Genomic DNA, 16064 nt, shown 5'->3' with positions numbered 1-16064 from the left:
AGCGTGTGGTTGTTCTGAGTCTCCGCCAGTTGGTCGAGTCTCAGCGAGTGCTTGTTCTGAGTCTCCGCCAGTTGGTCGAGTCTCAGCGAGTGCTTGTTCTGAGTCTCCATAATCTTCGACAGTTCTGGGCCGAAGACCTTGATGTCTTCTCGCTGGTTGTCCGTGCGCTCTTCCAGGCGCGCCACCCGGCCGCCCAGATCTTGGAGGGTTGTCATGGCGAGAATCCTAGCGGTGATCATTCCAGCACGCTCCGTTATGAGTCGAGGTCGAGGAGGGCCTCTTTACTCCCTGAGGGATGATCCTGTAACCGCGGGTTGACCGTTGTCATCAGCAGGGTGGAGAGGAAGCTCGCCACGAGCAATCCACCCGCGACCCAGAAGGTCACTTGGACCGCGCTACCCGGCGAGCCCGACCGGACCCCATCGAAATAAACACTACCCAGGACGGCGACGCCGAGCGTCGCGCCGAGTTGCTGGACGGCGTTGAGCAGGCCGGCGGCCGAGCCGATCTCCTGTGGTCTGAGCGGCTTCAGCGCGGTGGTGAAGAACGACGGGGTGAACATCCCGACACCGAGACCCGCGACTCCCAGGGCGCCGAGCAGTGGCGTGGGATAGCCAGTAGAGCCGGCCGCGTGGTACACGGCGACGGCGGCCAGCACGCCGATCGCCAGCGTGGCGAGTCCGGCGAACATCACCCGCCGTCCGTGCCGAGGAACCAGATACGCGCCCGCGACCCAAGAGGACACCGCCAAGCCCACCGACCAAGGCACCATGGTCAGGCCCGCGGTGCGTACATCGGTGCCCAACCCCAGCTGCAGGTGCAGGACCACGACGAACATCAGCCCGGTCGTCACCGCGAAGAACAGGGTGGACGTCACCAGCGCGGCCGGGAAAGCGCGGTGCGCGAACAGGCTGGTCTCCACCAGCGAGCTGCGGCCAAGCCCGGCACTGCGCCGCTGATGCAGGCCGAAACCGGCGATCACGGCCAGCCCGAGGCCGATGGCGCCCCACGTCCCCATCGGCAGGTGCGCTGTGTCGGCACCGATCAGCGGGTAGACGATCAGGGCGGTGCCGAGCATCGCCAGCGCGGTGCCGATGGGGTCAAGGCTCGGTCGCGCCGGCGCGTGGTCCTCGATCAGGAGCGGCGCGACGGCCAGCACGGCGGCAGAGAGCGGGACGTTGACCAGGAACGCTGCCCGCCATGACGAGCCGAACAGATCGGCGTGAGTCAGCACGCCCCCGAGAACGGGCCCGCAGACAGCGGCCAAACCCATGACGGGGCCGATGCTGCCCAGGGCCTTGGACATCTCCTCCCCATCGGACTCCTCCCCATCGAACATCGCGCGGATCAGTCCGATGGTCTGCGGAATGACCGCCGCGGCCGCAGCGCCCTGCACGACGCGGAAGCCGATCAGCATCCCGACCGATGGCGCCAGGGCGCAGGCCACCGAAGCGCCCAGGAATCCAGTGACACCGATCCGAAAGACCCGCCGCCGGCCGGCGATGTCGCCCAGCCGGCCGCCGGTGATCAGCAGCAGGGCGAACGGCAAGGTGTACGCCGTGCTGAACCACTGCATGTCCGCCGCCGACCCACCCAAGTCGGCCCGGATCGCCGGGGTGGCGACCTGCACGATCGTCGAGTCCAGCAGATTCATCGCCTCGGCCAGCAGCAACGCCGCCAGCGCCACCCACCGCCACCGGTAGGCCGCCACCACACGTTCAGACATTCGCATTCCTCTCCAGTGCCGCGAACCCCCGCCGACAGCTCGGCGGGGATCCCAGACTGGAGAAGCCGGGGCCAGTTGTTCCATCTGGAACGTAATGTTGGAGAGTATCTTCCATGACTGCCGGATTTATGAGGGAAATCCCCATGCTCGACGAGGTGGACCGAGGTCTGATCCACGCCCTGCACATTGACGGGCGAGCACCCTTCGGCCGCATCGCCGAGGTGCTCGGTACGTCGACGCAGACCGTGGCCCGCCGCTACCGGCGACTGCGCGCCGAGGCCGCCCTTCGTGTGGTCGGGCTCCCCAACCCGGACCGGGCAGGCCAGAACCAGTGGATGATCCGGCTCACCGCCACTCCGTCCACCGTGCAGGACCTTTCTCAGTCGCTGGCCCGGCGAGCCGATACCTCGTGGGTCAAACTGGCCTCCGGGGGCACGGAGATCTTCGCCGTCATTCACGCGTCAAGCGACACGCAGGCCGTACCCACACTGTTGCTGCACGACATCCCTCGCAGAGCGAGCATCACCGCGGTCTCCGCCCACTGCCTGCTGCACACCTACCTGGGCGGGCCGACCGCGTGGCGAGGACACCTCGAGGCCCTCACCGACCAGCAACAACAGCAGCTCGAACCGCCCCGCGCCACCGACCCGCCGGCCAGTCGATCATCGGCGACCGGTGAGCTGTCTCCTCGACCACCGGCGACTGATACGTCGCCTCTCCGAGCGCCGCTGACGCGTGCCGACCATGATCTGATCGACGCTCTGCGCCAAGACGGCCGGGCCACGCACGCCGACCTCGCCGCGGCTACCGGTGTATCCCAAGCCACGGTGGCCCGCCGCCTCGCCGACCTCCGCGCCAACGGCGCGATCTTCTTCGACGTCGAGATCGCGCCCGCCGTCCTCGGAGCCACCACCCAAGCCCTGCTCTGGATGACCGTCCAACCAGGGCACCTCGACCGCGTCGCGACCACCCTGGCCGGTCACCGTGAACTCGCCCTGGTGGCCGCCACCACCGGCCGGACCAATCTGCTGGCCAACGCCCTCTGCCGCAGCCCCGCCGACCTGCACGATTACCTCACGCACCGGCTGGGCGGCCTCGATGCCATTCACGCGCTCGAAACGGCCCCCGTCCTGCACACCGTCAAGGCAGCGGGCCCGCTGACCCCCGCCGCTTCGTTCGCCCGCGGAAACTGATGATGTGTAGGTCCGAAGCGGTAATTTTACCCACAGGCGCAGTTAAGTCATTCGCAAGAAGCATGTCCATAATTTGGTCATGCCGTCGATGAGTGAGCTGAGAGCAGGAGATCCCGCCGGTCTCGGAGGTTACGAGATCCGCGGACGGCTGGGAGAAGGCGGACAAGGCGTCGTGTACCTGGGCGTCGACGAGCAGGGCGGCCAGGCCGCCATCAAGTGGTTACGTCCGCACCTGGCGGGCGACGCGGTCGCGGCCGAGCGGTTCGCGCGGGAGGCGGCCGTGGCGCAGCGGGTGGCGCCGTTCTGCACGGCGAAGGTGCTGGCGACCGGGGTGCACGAGGAGCGGCCGTTCATCGTCAGCGAGTACGTCGAAGGTCCGCCGCTGCAGCAAGTGGTGGCAGAGGAGGGGCCGCGGGCGGACGCCTCCCTGTACCGGCTGGCCATCGGGACGGTCACCGCGCTGGCGGCCATCCACCAGGCGGGCATCGTGCACCGCGACTTCAGCCCGAACAACGTGCTGCTCGCCGGCGAGGGTCCGCGGGTGATCGACTTCGGCATCGCGAAGGCGCTCGACGCCACCTCGACGATCACGTCCACGCCGGTGGGGACGCCCGCGTTCATGGCTCCGGAGCAGGTTCTGGAGCACCCGGTGGGGCCGCCCGCGGATATGTTCGCGTGGGGGAGCACCATGGTGTTCGCCGCCACCGGCACCGGGCCGTTCGAGGCGGAGTCGGTGCCGCTGATCGTCAACCAGGTCCTCTACGACGAGCCCGATCTGTCCCGGCTCACCGGGCCGCTGCGCGAACTCGTGGCCGCCTGCCTGTCGAAGGACCCCATCCGGCGGCCCACCGCCGAACAGGTGATCATGCGGCTGCTGGAACACCCCACCTCAAACCCCGCCGAACTGGAGCAGGCAGCCGCGGTGGTCAGCGGCTTCTCGCCCCCACCCCCGCCTTCGCCGCAGCCCCAATTCCCGCCCCAGCAGGGGTTCCAGCCCCAGTACCCGCAACCCCAATACGGGCAGCCTCCGTACGCGCAGTCGGGACCGCACCAGCAACCGCCACCACCGCAGGCAGCGCCGCCGTACGCGCAGTCGGGACCGCACGCGCAAGCCCCGCAGGCGGCGCCCCCCTATGGTCCACCACCCCAGAGGCCGCAACCACAGTCGGGAGGACACCCCGAAGGTCCGCAGGCGGCGCACCCGTATGGTCCGCCACCCCAGGGGCCGCAACCACAGTCAGGAGCGCACCAGCAGCCGCAGTGGGTCTCCCCGACCGCGGCGGGGCAGTCTCCGCAGTACGTCGGCCTGCCGGTGCCGCCATCCCGGTCGGGCGGCAAGAAGAGCTACGTGGTGGCGTCGATCGCCGCGGCCGTGGCCATCGTCGCGACCATCGCCGTGGTGGCCGTCGCGCTGATCAATCTGCCCGGCCCGCCGACCCCCACCCCCTCCCCGAGTACGAAGAGCACGTCTCCGGCCCCGGTGGCCATTCCCACCGCGAACCTGGTCACCTCGACGCTCCCCGGCACCGACGCGGTCATCTACGAGAACCCGGGCGACGCCGTCCGGCTCACCACCTACATGGTCCGCGACGCCAAGACCCGGGACTGGATCTATTACGCCCGTGACACGCTGACCGGATCGTTCACGAAATATCCGAACATGTGGGAGAGCATGCTGTCGCCCGACGGCAGGTACCTGGCCCAGCGTGGCAAGAACTTCGTCGACGGCTACGACAGCGTCAAGATCACCGACAAGGTGACGGGTGAGGCGTTCACGGTCAAGACCTCGCGCCAGCCGCTCAGCGCGTACGTGCAGGGCTGGTCGCGTGACAGCGGCCGCCTGCTGTTCAACGTCGGCAATCCGGTGAAGGGCGTGTGGCAGTCGACCGGGTTCGCGATCGTGAACGTCGCCACCAGGCAGGCCACGGTCGCATCCCTCAGAGAGGGCTCGCTGCACGGCATCCGTTACGGCTTCGACCACACCGACACGGGCGTGGTGGCCCTGTCGAACGACACCAAACAGCAGGCGTTGCGCTTCTTCGACGAGAACGGACTCCGGATACGCCGCATCCCGAACGTGGGCCCGGGCATCGCCGACTCGTTGTTCTCGCCGTCGGGCAAGCAGTTCGTCACCAACTGCCCCGGCCTGGGCAGCGGCAACAACTGCGTTTACGACACCCAGACCGGCGCCGAGCTGAAGCGCTTCGAGTCACCCTGCTCCGGCCTGGCCACCTGGTACGACGACAGCCACCTGGTCTGCTGGGTCAGGCCCGACGCGAGCGCGGAGAAGCAGCAGGTGCAGGTGGTCGACTTCACGGGCACCGCGGTGCGCCTGCTGGCCGAGATGCCGACGAACGGCTCGAACATGGACGTGATCTACACCTTCACGCACCGGAACTAGCTCTCGCGCACGCGACCCCTGGGCCGCAGCCGGGTGCCCGGCAGGACGGGCGCGGGGAGCGGGCCGCCGTCGAAGCCCTCGACGGCGCCGAACCCCTCGCCCTCCATCCATTCCTTGCGGAAGGCGACGATCTCGTCGTGGTCGCGGCCGACAAAGTTCCACCACATCACGATCTCCTCGCCGAACGGCTCGCCGCCGATCAGCAGCACCCGTCCGCGCCCGCTCAACCGCAGCCGGGTACGGCCGGGCGGCAGGTAGAGCAGCGGTCCCGCCTCCAGCGGCTCGACCTGTCCGGCGAGCAGCAGCACACCGTGCTCGAATCCCGCATCGAGCGGCACCTCGGCGCTCCCTTCGACGGCCACTTCGGCGCCCACCAGGGGGCTGAAAGTGGTCGCCGGCGAGGTCACGCCGCCGAGCGACCCCATGATCACCGTGGCGGCGAAGCCGGGGCCGGACAGCGCGGGCAGCGCCGCGTGGTGCTCGAACCCGGGCCCGGTCCGCCGGTGCTCACCGGGCAGCGCCACCCACAGTTGCACGCCGTGCAGCAGGGTCTCGCGTGACTCCTCGGAGTGGGAGATGCCGCGTCCGGCGGTCATCAGGTTCAGCTGGCCGGGCCGTACCTCCTGGAGACTGCCGACACTGTCACGGTGCAGCACCTCACCCGCGACCAGCCAGCTCACGGTCTGCAGGCCGGTATGCGGGTGCGGAGGCACCCGCATCGTCGCCACCTCGGGGCCGTATGCGTCCACGAAGCACCACGCGCCGATCATGCGGCGATGCGCGTTGGGCAGCGTCCGGCTCACCGACATGCCTCGCGGACCGCCCAGCGGCACCGCACGCCCGGCGAGCAGCTCGGTCTCCCCGCCACCGGCCTCGACGCCGCAGCGGATCTCGCGGGGGTCCTGTTCCAGGTTGCTCACGTTAAGACTGTACGACTGCGCGGATCAGCTCCCGGCGGGGACCGTGCGGCCGGGGAGCCGAGTTCTCGGCACGGACTGTATGACCTGTATGGACCAGCTCCCGGCGCGGACTGTACGACTGCATGGATCAGTTCTCGGCGGGGGCAGTGGTGCGGCGGCGGATCAGGAGCGACTGCGCGATCCCCACCACGACGACCGCGAGCGGGAAGACGGTGCCGACCAGTAGCCCGGCACGGAGTCCGGAGCCGTCGTCGAGCAGATCACCGTCGGCGACGGCGCCCGCCAGCCACGGTCCCGCCGCCGCGCCCGCGTCGCCGAACATCGCCAGGACCCCGAACATCGCGGCCCCGCCCAACGGGAAGCGCGCGGCCGTCAGGCTGAACGTCCCGGGCCACATCAGGCTGACCGCCAGCCCGCACAGCGCGCACCCGACCAGGCTGAGCACCGGGTCCCGGGCCAGGGCGGCGGCGAGGTAGCAGGCGGTCGCCAGCGCGCCGCAGGCGATCACGGCGGGCAGCAGGGGGATCCGGCTGCCCCAGAGCCCGTAGGCGATCCGGCCGAGCCCCATGAGCACCGCGAACAGGCACGGCCCCGCGAGGTCTCCCCACACCTTGGCCGCGCCCAGCCCCTGCTCCGCGAAGAGCGAGGACCACTGCGACATGGTCAGCTCGGCCGCTCCCGCGCAGAGCATCAGCAGCAGCGCCGCCGCGAACGACGGGGTCCGCAGCAGCGCCCCGAGCCCGGTCCGGTGCTCGTCGGGCACCGTCGCGGGCAGCGGGACCCGCAGGAAGAGCACGAGGCCCCCCAGCGGTACGAAGGCCCACAGCAGCGGCAGCACCTGCCAGGCCGAGTCGCCGATCCAGGCCAGGATCAGCGTCGTGCCCAGCACGACGGCGACCTGACCCCAGCAGTAGAAGGAGTGCAGCAGGCTCATCGTGGCGGCCCGGTGCTCCTTCGGCGCGGGCAGGGCGTCCACCACCGGGCTGACCAGGACTTCCAGCAGCCCGCCGCCGATCCCGTAGACCACGACCGCCACGGCCAGCCCCCAGTAAGGGGACGGCAGCGCCGACGGAGCCACCGCCAGCAGCACCAGCCCGGCCACGCTGAACACGTGCGCCAGCACCAGGGGCACCCGGTAGCCCGTCCGGTCCACCACCTTGACCGCGACCAGGTCGGTGACGAGCTGAGTGGCGAAGTTGAGCAGGACCAGGCGGCCCAGCATCTCGTACGGCACCTGGTAGCGGGTCTGGAAGACGATGAACAGCAGGGGTGCCAGGTTGTTGACGATGGCCTGGGTGATGTACCCGGCGTAGCAGGCCCGCCGGGTGTGTGCGAAGGTGGTCAGCCCAGGGTCTCCCACCAGCCGTCGACGGCCGGGGCGCCGTCGGTGTCCACTGCCTCGCCGGGGCGTGGCACCACGATCTTGACGTCGCGGGCCTTCGCCTCGCGCCACAGCCGCTGCACCGGCTCCGCCCACGGGTGCAGCGCGAGCGTGAAGGTCGCCCAGTGCACCGGCAACAGCAGCTTGCCGCCCAGGTCGAGGTGGGCGTTGATCGCCTCTTCCGGGTTCATGTGAATGTCGGGCCAGGCCGGGCTGTAGGCGCCGATCGGCATCAGCGTCAGGTCAAACGGGCCGTGGGCCGACCCGATGCCCTGATAGCCCTCGAAGTAGCCGGAGTCGCCCGCGTAGAAGACCCGCTTGCTCGCCCCGGCCACGACCCACGAGCCCCACAGCGTGTCGTTGCGGGTGAACATGCGGCCGGAGAAGTGACGGGCGGCTGTCGCGACGAAGCGCAGCCCGGCGACCTCCGCCTCCTCGTCCCAGTCGAGCTCGATGATCCGGTAGGCGGGCACGCCCCATCGTTCCAGGTGGGCGCCGATGCCCAGGGGCACCAGGAACGGCGCCTTCTGTGTCGCGGTGAGCGAGCGCACGGTCGCCATGTCAAGGTGGTCGTAGTGGTCGTGCGAGATCGCGATGGCGTCGATCGGCGGCAACTTGTTGAGCTGGACGGGCAGCGGGTGGTGCCGCTTCGGCCCGACGAGCTGCGACGGCGACGGCCGCCTGCTCCACACCGGGTCGAACAGCACCCGGCGGCCCTCGATCTCGACCAGCGTGGACGCGTGGCCGTACCAGATCGCGCTCAGGCCGGTCGGCGACGGGTCGCCGGTCGGCGGGACGCGCAGCGGGATGGGGCCGCCCGGTCTGCGCTGGTCCCTGTCCTTGGCCAGCTCGCGCAGCAGGCCCGCGGGCGGCGTGGTCATCAGGGTGGTGGACTCCGGCATCGGGTTGTAGAAGGTGCCGTCCTTGAACTGCGGCGAACGCCGCATCCTGGCCACCCGGTCCGGTCCCGAGGTCAAAGGCCGCACGCCCAGCTCGGCGGGTACGTCGCGGAGGGCCCAGCCCGCCGCGGCCAAGGCCGCCCCGCCTACGAGGATCCGTCGTGCCGTCCGCATTCCCGCCATCGCTCACACTCCCCTGAAAGTCGGTCCACCAACCTCAACTGATCGCGATATCTCCGATGTTCCCGATTTGGACGATATATCGCGATAGATTCAGACAGTCTTGATCGCTCCGCCATCCATGACGTAGTCCGCGCCGTTGACGCTCGCGGCATGCGGCGAGGCCAGATACGTCACCAAGGTGGCGATCTCTTCCGGTGCGACGAACTTACCCGTCGTCATCCCCGTGCTTGACGGCAGCCCCGCCAGGAGTTGGTGGTGCTCCAGGCCCATCTTGGCCGCGAGAGCCGCGCCGTAGCCGTTGGGGTCCTCCCACATCGAGGTGAGCGACGGGCCGGGGGAGATGGTGTTGACCCGCACCCCCTGAGGTCCGAACTCCTCGGCCAGCGCCTTGCCGAACGCGGTCAGCGCGGCCTTGGCCGTGGTGTAGGTGATCGGACCGGCGTGCGGCATGCGGGCGCCGTTGGAGGAGATGTTGACCACGGCTCCGCCCCGGCGGAGCAGGCTGGGCAGGGCGGCCCTGGTGGCGCGGACCGCGCTGAGGAAGTTGAGCTCGTGGGTCTGGTGCCAATGCTCGTCGCTGAAGCCCAGGAATCCGTCGAGCTGTCCCTCGCCGCCGTCGCCCCCGCCCACGTTGTTGACCAGCAGGTCGAGCTCGCCCAACTCGGCCAGGGCGGTGCCGATCAGCTCGGCCGGGCCTTCGGCGGCGGACAGGTCGACGGCTACCGCCGTCGCGCCGGTCTCCTTCAGCTTGGGCGAGATCGTCCGCGAACCGGCCACGACCCGCATCCCCTCCGCCCGCAGCGCGGCGACGATGGCGAGCCCGAGGCCCCGGCTGGCGCCGGTGACGACGGCGGTCTTGCCGGTGAGGCTCATGTCCATGGCGGTGTGCCCTTCTGTAGTTGCGTCGCTGGTGATGCCGAGAACGTAGCACTTGCAACATCGGTGATGCAACTCTGGAGTGTATGGTCTCACTGTGGAAGCGATTCAGCAGGGACGGGCACTGCGTTCGGACGCCGAACGGACCGTGCGTACGATCCTCGAGGCAGCCGAGCGCGTGCTCAGCAAGAATCCGTCGGCCAGCATGGAGCAGATCGCCGAGGCGGCCGGGGTCGCCCGTACGACCGTGCACCGGCGTTTCGCGTCCCGCGATGCGCTGGTCAGCGCGATGGAGTCGTGGGCCGCCCGGCAGTTCGCGGCGGCCGTCGATTCCGCGAGCTCCGAGACCACGCCGCCGCTGGTCGCGCTCTACCAGGTCACGGCCAGCGTGCTGCGGGTGAAGATCGACTGGGGGTTCACCATGAGCCGCGCGTCGGCGGATCCCGCGGTGGCCCAAGTGCATTCGGCGGTCGAGGAGAAGTGCGACCGGCTGTTCCGCAAGGCGCAGGCCACCGGCCTGCTGCGGGCCGACGTGGATGTGGCGTGGGCCAGGCGCGTCTACTACGCGCTGATCCATGAGGCCGCGCAGAGCCAGGGCGACGACGCCGACGCCTTGGCGACGCTCCTGGTCGACACCCTGCTCCGCGGCGTCGGCACCGACCGGGGCCTGAGTTAGACGGCCGGAGCGCTCACTCTCCAGCGGCTACCGCCTGTCGGCTGCCGGAGGTCGGCAACGGCCGACGGCCAGCACCGGAGAGCGGAGGCCGGGGAGTGGGGAGTGTAGATCGAGTCTGCTGGCGACCGGCGACCGGCGACCGGCGACCGGCGACCGGCGACCGGCGACCGGCGACCGGCCACCGGCCACCGGCGACTGCCGACGGCCAGCGCCGGAGAGCAGAGAGCGGAGACCGGGGAGTGGAGACCGAGTCTGCCGGCGATCGGCGATCGGCGATCGGCGACCGGCCACCGGCGACGGCGACGGCGACGGCCAGCGCCGGAGAGCGAAGAGCGGAGGCCGAGTCTGCTGGCGGCCGACCTCATAGCTCCCGCTAGGTGTCCTTTCCGTCGCCATGAGGCTGGAAGTCGCGGGCCGACCAGATCGCGTGCGAGACCGCCTCGGGATCGGCCACGTCCGACGGCTCCACGTCGAACAGGTGCGTGATCCCGATCCCCGCCTCGTAGCGCGGCCAGCCCGGATCGCCCGTGGTGGCGAAGCGCGTCCAGGCCGTACGGAACTGCTCCGACAGACCTTCCAGATCCGGCGAGCCTCCGGCCATCATCGCCGCGATCGGCCCCGACGTCGTCCCGAACGTGAGCGGCACGTCCAGCCCGTGGCAGGCCCCCAGCATCGGGTCGGGGGCCCAGGTCAGCTCATAGGCGTACGTCGGCCCCGAGTGAACGTCGGCTAACAGTACGCTGGGCATCCTGAAGATCCAGTCCGACATCAGCCGGATGTACAGCTCCTCGTCCGTCACCCCCGGCAGCCCGGCCCGGTAGGCGGCGTCGGCCCCGCCGGGGGCGAGCGCCTTCAGCGCGCCTTCCAGATCCCATTCCCCGCTCATCGCGTGGAAGGTCCGGTATTCGTCTCGGTTGAAGCCCACGATCAGTTCGACGTCGCGGCTCGCCCCGCTTGCCAGCACCTCCCACGGCGTCCCGGGCAGCACCTCCCCATCGACCACCGGCGCGAATGGCATCGCCGAATACGCCATCGCCCCCCAAAGCTCGGCATCGCCGCGGATCTCCTCGTTCGCGACCGCGCTCGCCGCCGCCGTCAGCCCCTCGGGCGTCTTGTCGTACGGCGAGCCGCCCCCGAGCCTGCGCATGATCGACTCGGTGACGCGGGCCGCGTACTCGGAGGAGAAGAACATCCCCGGTACACTCTGCGCGATCGCCCGCCTGAACAGCCCGTCGGCCTGCGGCATCGCCAGCAGCGCCGCCACCGATCCGCCGCCCGCCGACTCGCCGAAGATCGTGACGTTGTCCGGGTCGCCGCCGAACACCGCGATGTTCTCCCGCACCCATCGCAGCGCCGCCACCTGGTCGAGCAGCGCCCGGTTCGCCGGGGCGCCGTCGACGTGGCCGAAGCCCTCCATGCCGACCCGGTAGTTGAACGTGACGACCACCACGCCGCCTCGGGCCAGCCGCGCCCCGTCGTAGTCCGGCCAGTCGGCCGAGCCCAGCCAGTAGGCGCCGCCGTAGATCCACACCATCACCGGCAGCCCGGAACCTCCGAGTTCGGGCGTCCAGACGTTGACGGTGAGGATGTCCAGCCCGTCGGCCGAGCTCCATGGCGCCTGCCCGGGGAACATCGCGGGCTGCGGCGGGCGCGGGCCGTACGAGGTGGCCTCGAAGGTGCCGTCCCACGGGTCCGGGGGCACCGGCGCGGCGAACCGGTGCTCGCCGAACGGGCTCTTCGCGAACGGGATGCCCTTGAAGACCGCGACACCGTCGTCATCGACACCGCTGATCTCGCCGGACGAGATCGTCGTCATGTTGCCCTCCATCGCGATTGATCTTCAGTGCTGTTCGGCGAGGAACGCCGGGTGTTCCACACTCTGCTGGCCGATTCGGTTCATGTGGCCATTCTGAGGTCGGCGAGTCGTTCCAGGTGAGACTCGCGGGTGCCACGGATGGGGGCGCCGGTCCACCACGCGCCCTGCCGGATCAGATTGAACGCGGTGACGCCGGTCATACCGGCACCAACGCCGGTTCTCCTGGCGACAGACCTGGATCGCTTCGTGTGGGAGACGCCACCTGGCCGATGTCGTCCCGCGACCGCAGGGCCAGACAGTCTTTGACGAAGCTCGCCCGCGCGCTCTGGACGGTTTCATCAGGGACTTCATGAACGGCGTGAAGACATGACGGATCTCCTCCGTGCTCTCTGCGGCCAGGCTCCCTCAGCCTCCCCCGCCAACCCAGGAATCATCAACCGGAACAGTCGTCCAAGGGGGAGCTTCTCGGGGTTGCGTACGAGGTGGAGCACGCGACCAGGCCGCCGCCGCCTCACCTTCCGAGGGGTTGTGTCGTCGTACTGGTGAGACGAACACACATCAAGCGAAAGCGACATCATGACCGGCACCCCGACCACTCCCGGCTACACCACGGTCCGCCAGATCGGCCTCGCCCTGGTCACCCTCATGTGGCACTCTCGCCGGCTCTGACCCTACGAGGAGACCCCTCATGAACATCGCTCTGTGGATCATCGCCGGACTGCTGGCCGCTGCCTTCCTGACCAGCGGCGTCATCAAGCTGATCCTGCCCAAGGAGAAGTTCACCGCCACCTCCGTCGGGCCCTGGGCCGAAGACTTCAGCGCCGGCGGCGTCAAGGCCATCGGAGTCATCGAGATCCTGGCCGCGGTGGGCCTGGTCCTGCCCGCCGCGCTCGGCATCGCGCCGGTTCTGGTGCCGCTGATGATCGGCGCGATGATCACGCACCTCCGCCGTCACGAGATCCCGGCAATCGTGGTGAACCTGGCCTATCTCGCCTTGGCCGGCTTCGTGGCGTGGGGCCGCTTCGGCCTCCAGCCCTTCACCGGCTGACCCGGCGCGGCGTCTGGCCACACCCCGGGGGGCGTGCCGCGCCGCGCCGTGCGGACCCTCAGGGGGAGGATCCGCGAACGACGAACAACGCCGGTCCCGGCCAAGCCTGATCTCGAGGAGAACCCAGTCAGGTCAGTAGAACTCGACCGTGTCGACGACGTTCACGAGCGGCTGCCCGTTGAGCAGCCGAGTGGCATTGTCGGCGAACAGCTCGACGACGGCCGCCTCCTCGTCGGCTGCGAGGGCCGCGGTGTGCGGACTGATCAAGACATTGGGCAACGCCCACCCCAACTGGGTGCTGAGCAACCACGACAGGTCGCGTCTCGCCAGCCGGATCGGACCGGACCGCGTCCCCGGCGCACTGGCCCTGCTGCTCACGCTCAAGGGAACGCCGACGCTCTACTACGGCGACGAACTCGGCCTGCCCGACGCCCCGGTCGACGGCAGGCATGCCCGCGACTGCGCCGAACTACGCGCGCCCGGCCTCGGGCTCGGCCGGGACCCACAGCGGATGCCCATGCCGTGGCGCGAGAAGCCGGCGCATGCCGGATTCGCTCCCGATGACGTCGCGACATGGCTCCCCATACCGTCGTGGGCGGGACAGTTCAGCGTCGAGAGCCAGGAACTCAGCCCCCGCTCGGTTCTGTGCCGCGTCAAAGAACTCCTGATGCTCCGGCGCGAGCTGGCCGCCCTGCGCCGAGGCGGCATCACCATGCTTTCCCACCACCCGGACCACCTCGCCTACCTCCGCGGCGGCGGAGAAGACGTGGTTCTTGTGGCGGTGAACCTTTCCGACCGTCATCAGAGGATCGCCTTCAGCGGTACCGGGCGGGCGCTGTGGTCGTCGCACGCGACCGCCGATGAGCGAGACCATCCGGCTGGCGCGGTCGACCTCGCACCGTTCGAGGCGCGCCTCTTCTCGGTGACTTCCGACAAGTGGCCGGTTCCGGTCACGGCATAGGAAACCAGACCTCGGGAGGTTACCGTCGGGAACGTTCCAGCGAGGGAGAGGTAGCCATCCATGGACCCAGGACTGTCCGATTCGCGTGCGGTGCTCAGCAAGCTGATCGAAGTCCGGCAAGCCCTGGCCGGAAGCCGGGTGGCTGTCGATCGCCAGGTCCGGACGAAGCGCCTCAAAGCCATGGACGCGCTGCTCGTCGCCGCGTGCACCACGTACGACCAGGACAAAGACGCGTTCACGTTCGGCGACTTCCTCAGCCAATGGCTGGAGATCAGCCCGATCACGTCGGCGGAGCTGGCCGGTGTCGCCCTGACCGTGGAGGACGGCGACGCGCTGGGGGCCGGCTGGGAGCGCGTGTTCGGTGCCTACCTGCTCGCGCTGCTCGACAGATGGCCCGCCATGAGCCTCACCGACAACCGGGTCCGCGATCGCATACTCGCCGGACTGCGCCGCTGCGCGGTCACCGTTCGCCCCTGCGCCGACGGCGTCGTCAGGTTACGCGCGCTCACTCGCCAGGACCTGTACCAGGACACCGCGCTTCCCGTGCTGACGCGCCGGGTCGTGCAGCTGCTGCTCGGGGGTGGCAACGGGCCGGGGCTGACGTTGTACCGGTATGTCCTGCCGCTGTACGGGCTGCCCGCGGCGTACGCGAACGTGAGCCGGGACATCGAGGGGGAGGGGTACACGACAGACCTCTCCTTCGTGCCCGCACACGAGCGCGACGCCGTCCAATACGCCATCCTGCGGACGACTCAGATGATGCTCAAGGGCGCGCCCCTCGACCTTCGGGGTGCCGTCTGGCCGCTGACCATCCCTGTCCCGGGCGGGTACGCGCGCTACGAGCTGATCACTGACCACGACGGTCGCGTGCGTGCCGAGCGGCTCGGCGACGGCGTGGATCGGCCGCTGCCCGCGTGGCTCTCCCGGGCGCGTACCGTGGACGAGCGCAAGGCATCGCTCAAGCAGACGTTCCAGCTCGGCGGCGTGGGCGATCGGCCACCGGGCGCCAAACGCGCCGAGAAGAAGTGGACCGCCGCCGAACTCGGCCAGGTCGCCTCCGTGCTCGACCGCATCCCGGCAGGCGACCGCGGCGCGCTCACCGGCACGTCGCTCATCCGCGACTTCGCGTTGACCTCCGACGAGGTGGCCAGCTTCCACGGCGGTATGACCCACGTCGGCATGGGCGGCGACGACCTCGACGGTCCGCCCACCGAGCCGACACCGCACCTGCACTGCTATGACGTCATTTTTGAGCAAATGGCGCGAATGGCGTGTGGCCCGCCGGGAGACAGCGGGTCCGGCGGGGACGCGACCGTCCTGCACGAGATCGGCCACGTGGTCACCATGTGCCCCCATGAGCAGGCCGTCCGGGAACTGGCCAGGCTCCGCGACAAGCCGCGGACCGCCTACGAGCAGCTCGACATGTACCTGCGCTCCCAGCCGACCACCAACGCCTTCGTCGCCGCCTTCACCGCCTGGACCCTCGCCTACGGCGCCTACACCGCCGCCAACGACGCCTTCTCGGAAGCGGCGCACGCCTGCTGGCAGGCCTTCAGAACGGACGTGCCCGGGAACGCCGAGGCGCTGCTCAGCCACTACGCGGAGGCCCAGAAGACGGCCGTCGCCACGGCGGAGCCCACGATGACCGCCGCCCGAGGCCTCGACGCGCTGCTCCCCGCCCAGGAGCGCAAGGTCGTTCTGGTCACCGAGGTACTGCTGAGCCGCCATACCCTCATTCCCGGGCTGGCGGCGCCTGGATTCAGGCTGGCGAGGTTCGCGGCTTACGCCCGCCGGGTGGGCTTCGTGCCGTTCACCGCGTACGGGCAGAGCTCCAACAAGGAGTTCTTCGCCGAGACGTACGCCCTCTACACGACCGACCGCGAGCGACTGTGGCAGCTGAACTGGCGGATGTGCGCCTGGATGGAGGACGGTTACCCGGCTCTCGGCTCCTACGAGCCGACAGTCCGCTGACCCCCTTTCGGCC

The 16064-nt window shown here is 69.7% G+C and carries 14 protein-coding genes; 6 read left to right on the top strand and 8 right to left on the bottom strand.

Annotated features, from left to right (window positions below):
- Together ACGFNP_RS02810 and ACGFNP_RS02805 are read right to left on the bottom strand one after the other, a co-directional pair.
- On the bottom strand, positions 1 to 215 hold a 215-nt coding region (locus ACGFNP_RS02810; RefSeq protein ID WP_393314051.1), incomplete at its 3' end, for a hypothetical protein.
- Positions 216 to 253: 38 nt separating this feature from the next.
- Positions 254 to 1726: an MFS transporter gene (locus ACGFNP_RS02805; protein WP_393314049.1), complete on the bottom strand. Its 1473-nt coding sequence runs from the start codon at positions 1724 to 1726 to the stop codon at positions 254 to 256.
- A 143-nt stretch (positions 1727 to 1869) separates the two neighbouring features.
- Between ACGFNP_RS02805 and ACGFNP_RS02800 the strand changes: the two genes are divergently transcribed.
- A complete protein-coding gene (locus tag ACGFNP_RS02800; RefSeq protein ID WP_393314046.1) occupies positions 1870 to 2919 on the top strand; it encodes an Lrp/AsnC family transcriptional regulator in 1050 nt (349 codons plus the stop codon).
- A gap of 79 nt (positions 2920 to 2998) precedes the next feature.
- The gene (locus tag ACGFNP_RS02795; RefSeq protein ID WP_393314043.1) at positions 2999 to 5320 is read left to right on the top strand and encodes a serine/threonine protein kinase; all 2322 of its coding nucleotides are present in this window, start codon (positions 2999 to 3001) and stop codon (positions 5318 to 5320) included.
- Here ACGFNP_RS02795 and ACGFNP_RS02790 read toward each other — a convergent pair.
- The 4 genes from ACGFNP_RS02790 to ACGFNP_RS02775 form a co-directional block, all read right to left on the bottom strand.
- Positions 5317 to 6240 (bottom strand): pirin family protein, encoded by a 924-nt coding sequence (locus tag ACGFNP_RS02790; RefSeq protein WP_393314040.1) that lies wholly within the window; start codon positions 6238 to 6240, stop codon positions 5317 to 5319. The genes ACGFNP_RS02795 and ACGFNP_RS02790 overlap by 4 nt on opposite strands.
- A gap of 127 nt (positions 6241 to 6367) precedes the next feature.
- On the bottom strand, positions 6368 to 7600 hold the full coding sequence (locus ACGFNP_RS02785; RefSeq protein ID WP_358341250.1) for an MFS transporter: 1233 nt from the start codon (positions 7598 to 7600) through the stop codon (positions 6368 to 6370).
- Positions 7582 to 8703 (bottom strand): MBL fold metallo-hydrolase, encoded by a 1122-nt coding sequence (locus ACGFNP_RS02780; RefSeq protein WP_358341248.1) that lies wholly within the window; start codon positions 8701 to 8703, stop codon positions 7582 to 7584. Before ACGFNP_RS02780 ends, ACGFNP_RS02785 begins: the two co-directional genes overlap by 19 nt.
- A gap of 90 nt (positions 8704 to 8793) precedes the next feature.
- The gene (locus tag ACGFNP_RS02775) at positions 8794 to 9582 is read right to left on the bottom strand and encodes an SDR family oxidoreductase (RefSeq protein ID WP_358341246.1); all 789 of its coding nucleotides are present in this window, start codon (positions 9580 to 9582) and stop codon (positions 8794 to 8796) included.
- A gap of 94 nt (positions 9583 to 9676) precedes the next feature.
- Here ACGFNP_RS02775 and ACGFNP_RS02770 point away from each other — a divergent pair, with 94 nt between their 5' ends.
- The gene (locus tag ACGFNP_RS02770; RefSeq protein ID WP_358341244.1) at positions 9677 to 10255 is read left to right on the top strand and encodes a helix-turn-helix domain-containing protein; all 579 of its coding nucleotides are present in this window, start codon (positions 9677 to 9679) and stop codon (positions 10253 to 10255) included.
- 373 nt (positions 10256 to 10628) lie between these two features.
- Here ACGFNP_RS02770 and ACGFNP_RS02765 read toward each other — a convergent pair whose 3' ends face one another.
- Entirely contained in the window at positions 10629 to 12071 is a 1443-nt protein-coding gene (locus tag ACGFNP_RS02765) for a carboxylesterase/lipase family protein (protein ID WP_393314035.1), read from the bottom strand.
- 688 nt (positions 12072 to 12759) lie between these two features.
- Between ACGFNP_RS02765 and ACGFNP_RS02760 the strand changes: the two genes are divergently transcribed.
- Entirely contained in the window at positions 12760 to 13119 is a 360-nt protein-coding gene (locus ACGFNP_RS02760; protein WP_393314032.1) for a DoxX family protein, read from the top strand.
- A 132-nt stretch (positions 13120 to 13251) separates the two neighbouring features.
- Here the strand turns inward: ACGFNP_RS02760 and ACGFNP_RS02755 are convergent, their stop codons facing one another.
- Positions 13252 to 13398, bottom strand: a complete 147-nt coding sequence (locus ACGFNP_RS02755; protein ID WP_393314029.1) for a hypothetical protein — start codon at positions 13396 to 13398, stop codon at positions 13252 to 13254.
- A gap of 16 nt (positions 13399 to 13414) precedes the next feature.
- Between ACGFNP_RS02755 and ACGFNP_RS02750 the strand changes: the two genes are divergently transcribed.
- The gene (locus ACGFNP_RS02750) at positions 13415 to 14080 is read left to right on the top strand and encodes a DUF3459 domain-containing protein (RefSeq protein WP_393314026.1); all 666 of its coding nucleotides are present in this window, start codon (positions 13415 to 13417) and stop codon (positions 14078 to 14080) included.
- A gap of 60 nt (positions 14081 to 14140) precedes the next feature.
- A complete protein-coding gene (locus ACGFNP_RS02745) occupies positions 14141 to 16051 on the top strand; it encodes a hypothetical protein (RefSeq protein ID WP_393314023.1) in 1911 nt (636 codons plus the stop codon).
- Positions 16052 to 16064 lie beyond the last annotated feature (13 nt).

It is taken from the genome of Nonomuraea sp. NPDC049269 (assembly GCF_043197155.1).
Lineage (GTDB): Bacteria > Actinomycetota > Actinomycetes > Streptosporangiales > Streptosporangiaceae > Nonomuraea.
Note: the sequence above shows the minus strand (reverse complement) of the source record. Positions and strands in the feature narration are given on the sequence as shown.

Coding starts and splice junctions, on each gene's coding strand:
- ACGFNP_RS02800 (WP_393314046.1), top strand. CDS start 1,870: ATGCTCGACGAGGTGGACCGAGGTCTGATCCACGCCCTGCACATTGAC.
- ACGFNP_RS02745 (WP_393314023.1), top strand. CDS start 14,141: ATGGACCCAGGACTGTCCGATTCGCGTGCGGTGCTCAGCAAGCTGATC.
- ACGFNP_RS02765 (WP_393314035.1), bottom strand. CDS start 12,071: ATGACGACGATCTCGTCCGGCGAGATCAGCGGTGTCGATGACGACGGT.
- ACGFNP_RS02805 (WP_393314049.1), bottom strand. CDS start 1,726: ATGTCTGAACGTGTGGTGGCGGCCTACCGGTGGCGGTGGGTGGCGCTG.
- ACGFNP_RS02795 (WP_393314043.1), top strand. CDS start 2,999: ATGCCGTCGATGAGTGAGCTGAGAGCAGGAGATCCCGCCGGTCTCGGA.
- ACGFNP_RS02775 (WP_358341246.1), bottom strand. CDS start 9,582: ATGGACATGAGCCTCACCGGCAAGACCGCCGTCGTCACCGGCGCCAGC.
- ACGFNP_RS02780 (WP_358341248.1), bottom strand. CDS start 8,703: ATGGCGGGAATGCGGACGGCACGACGGATCCTCGTAGGCGGGGCGGCC.
- ACGFNP_RS02760 (WP_393314032.1), top strand. CDS start 12,760: ATGAACATCGCTCTGTGGATCATCGCCGGACTGCTGGCCGCTGCCTTC.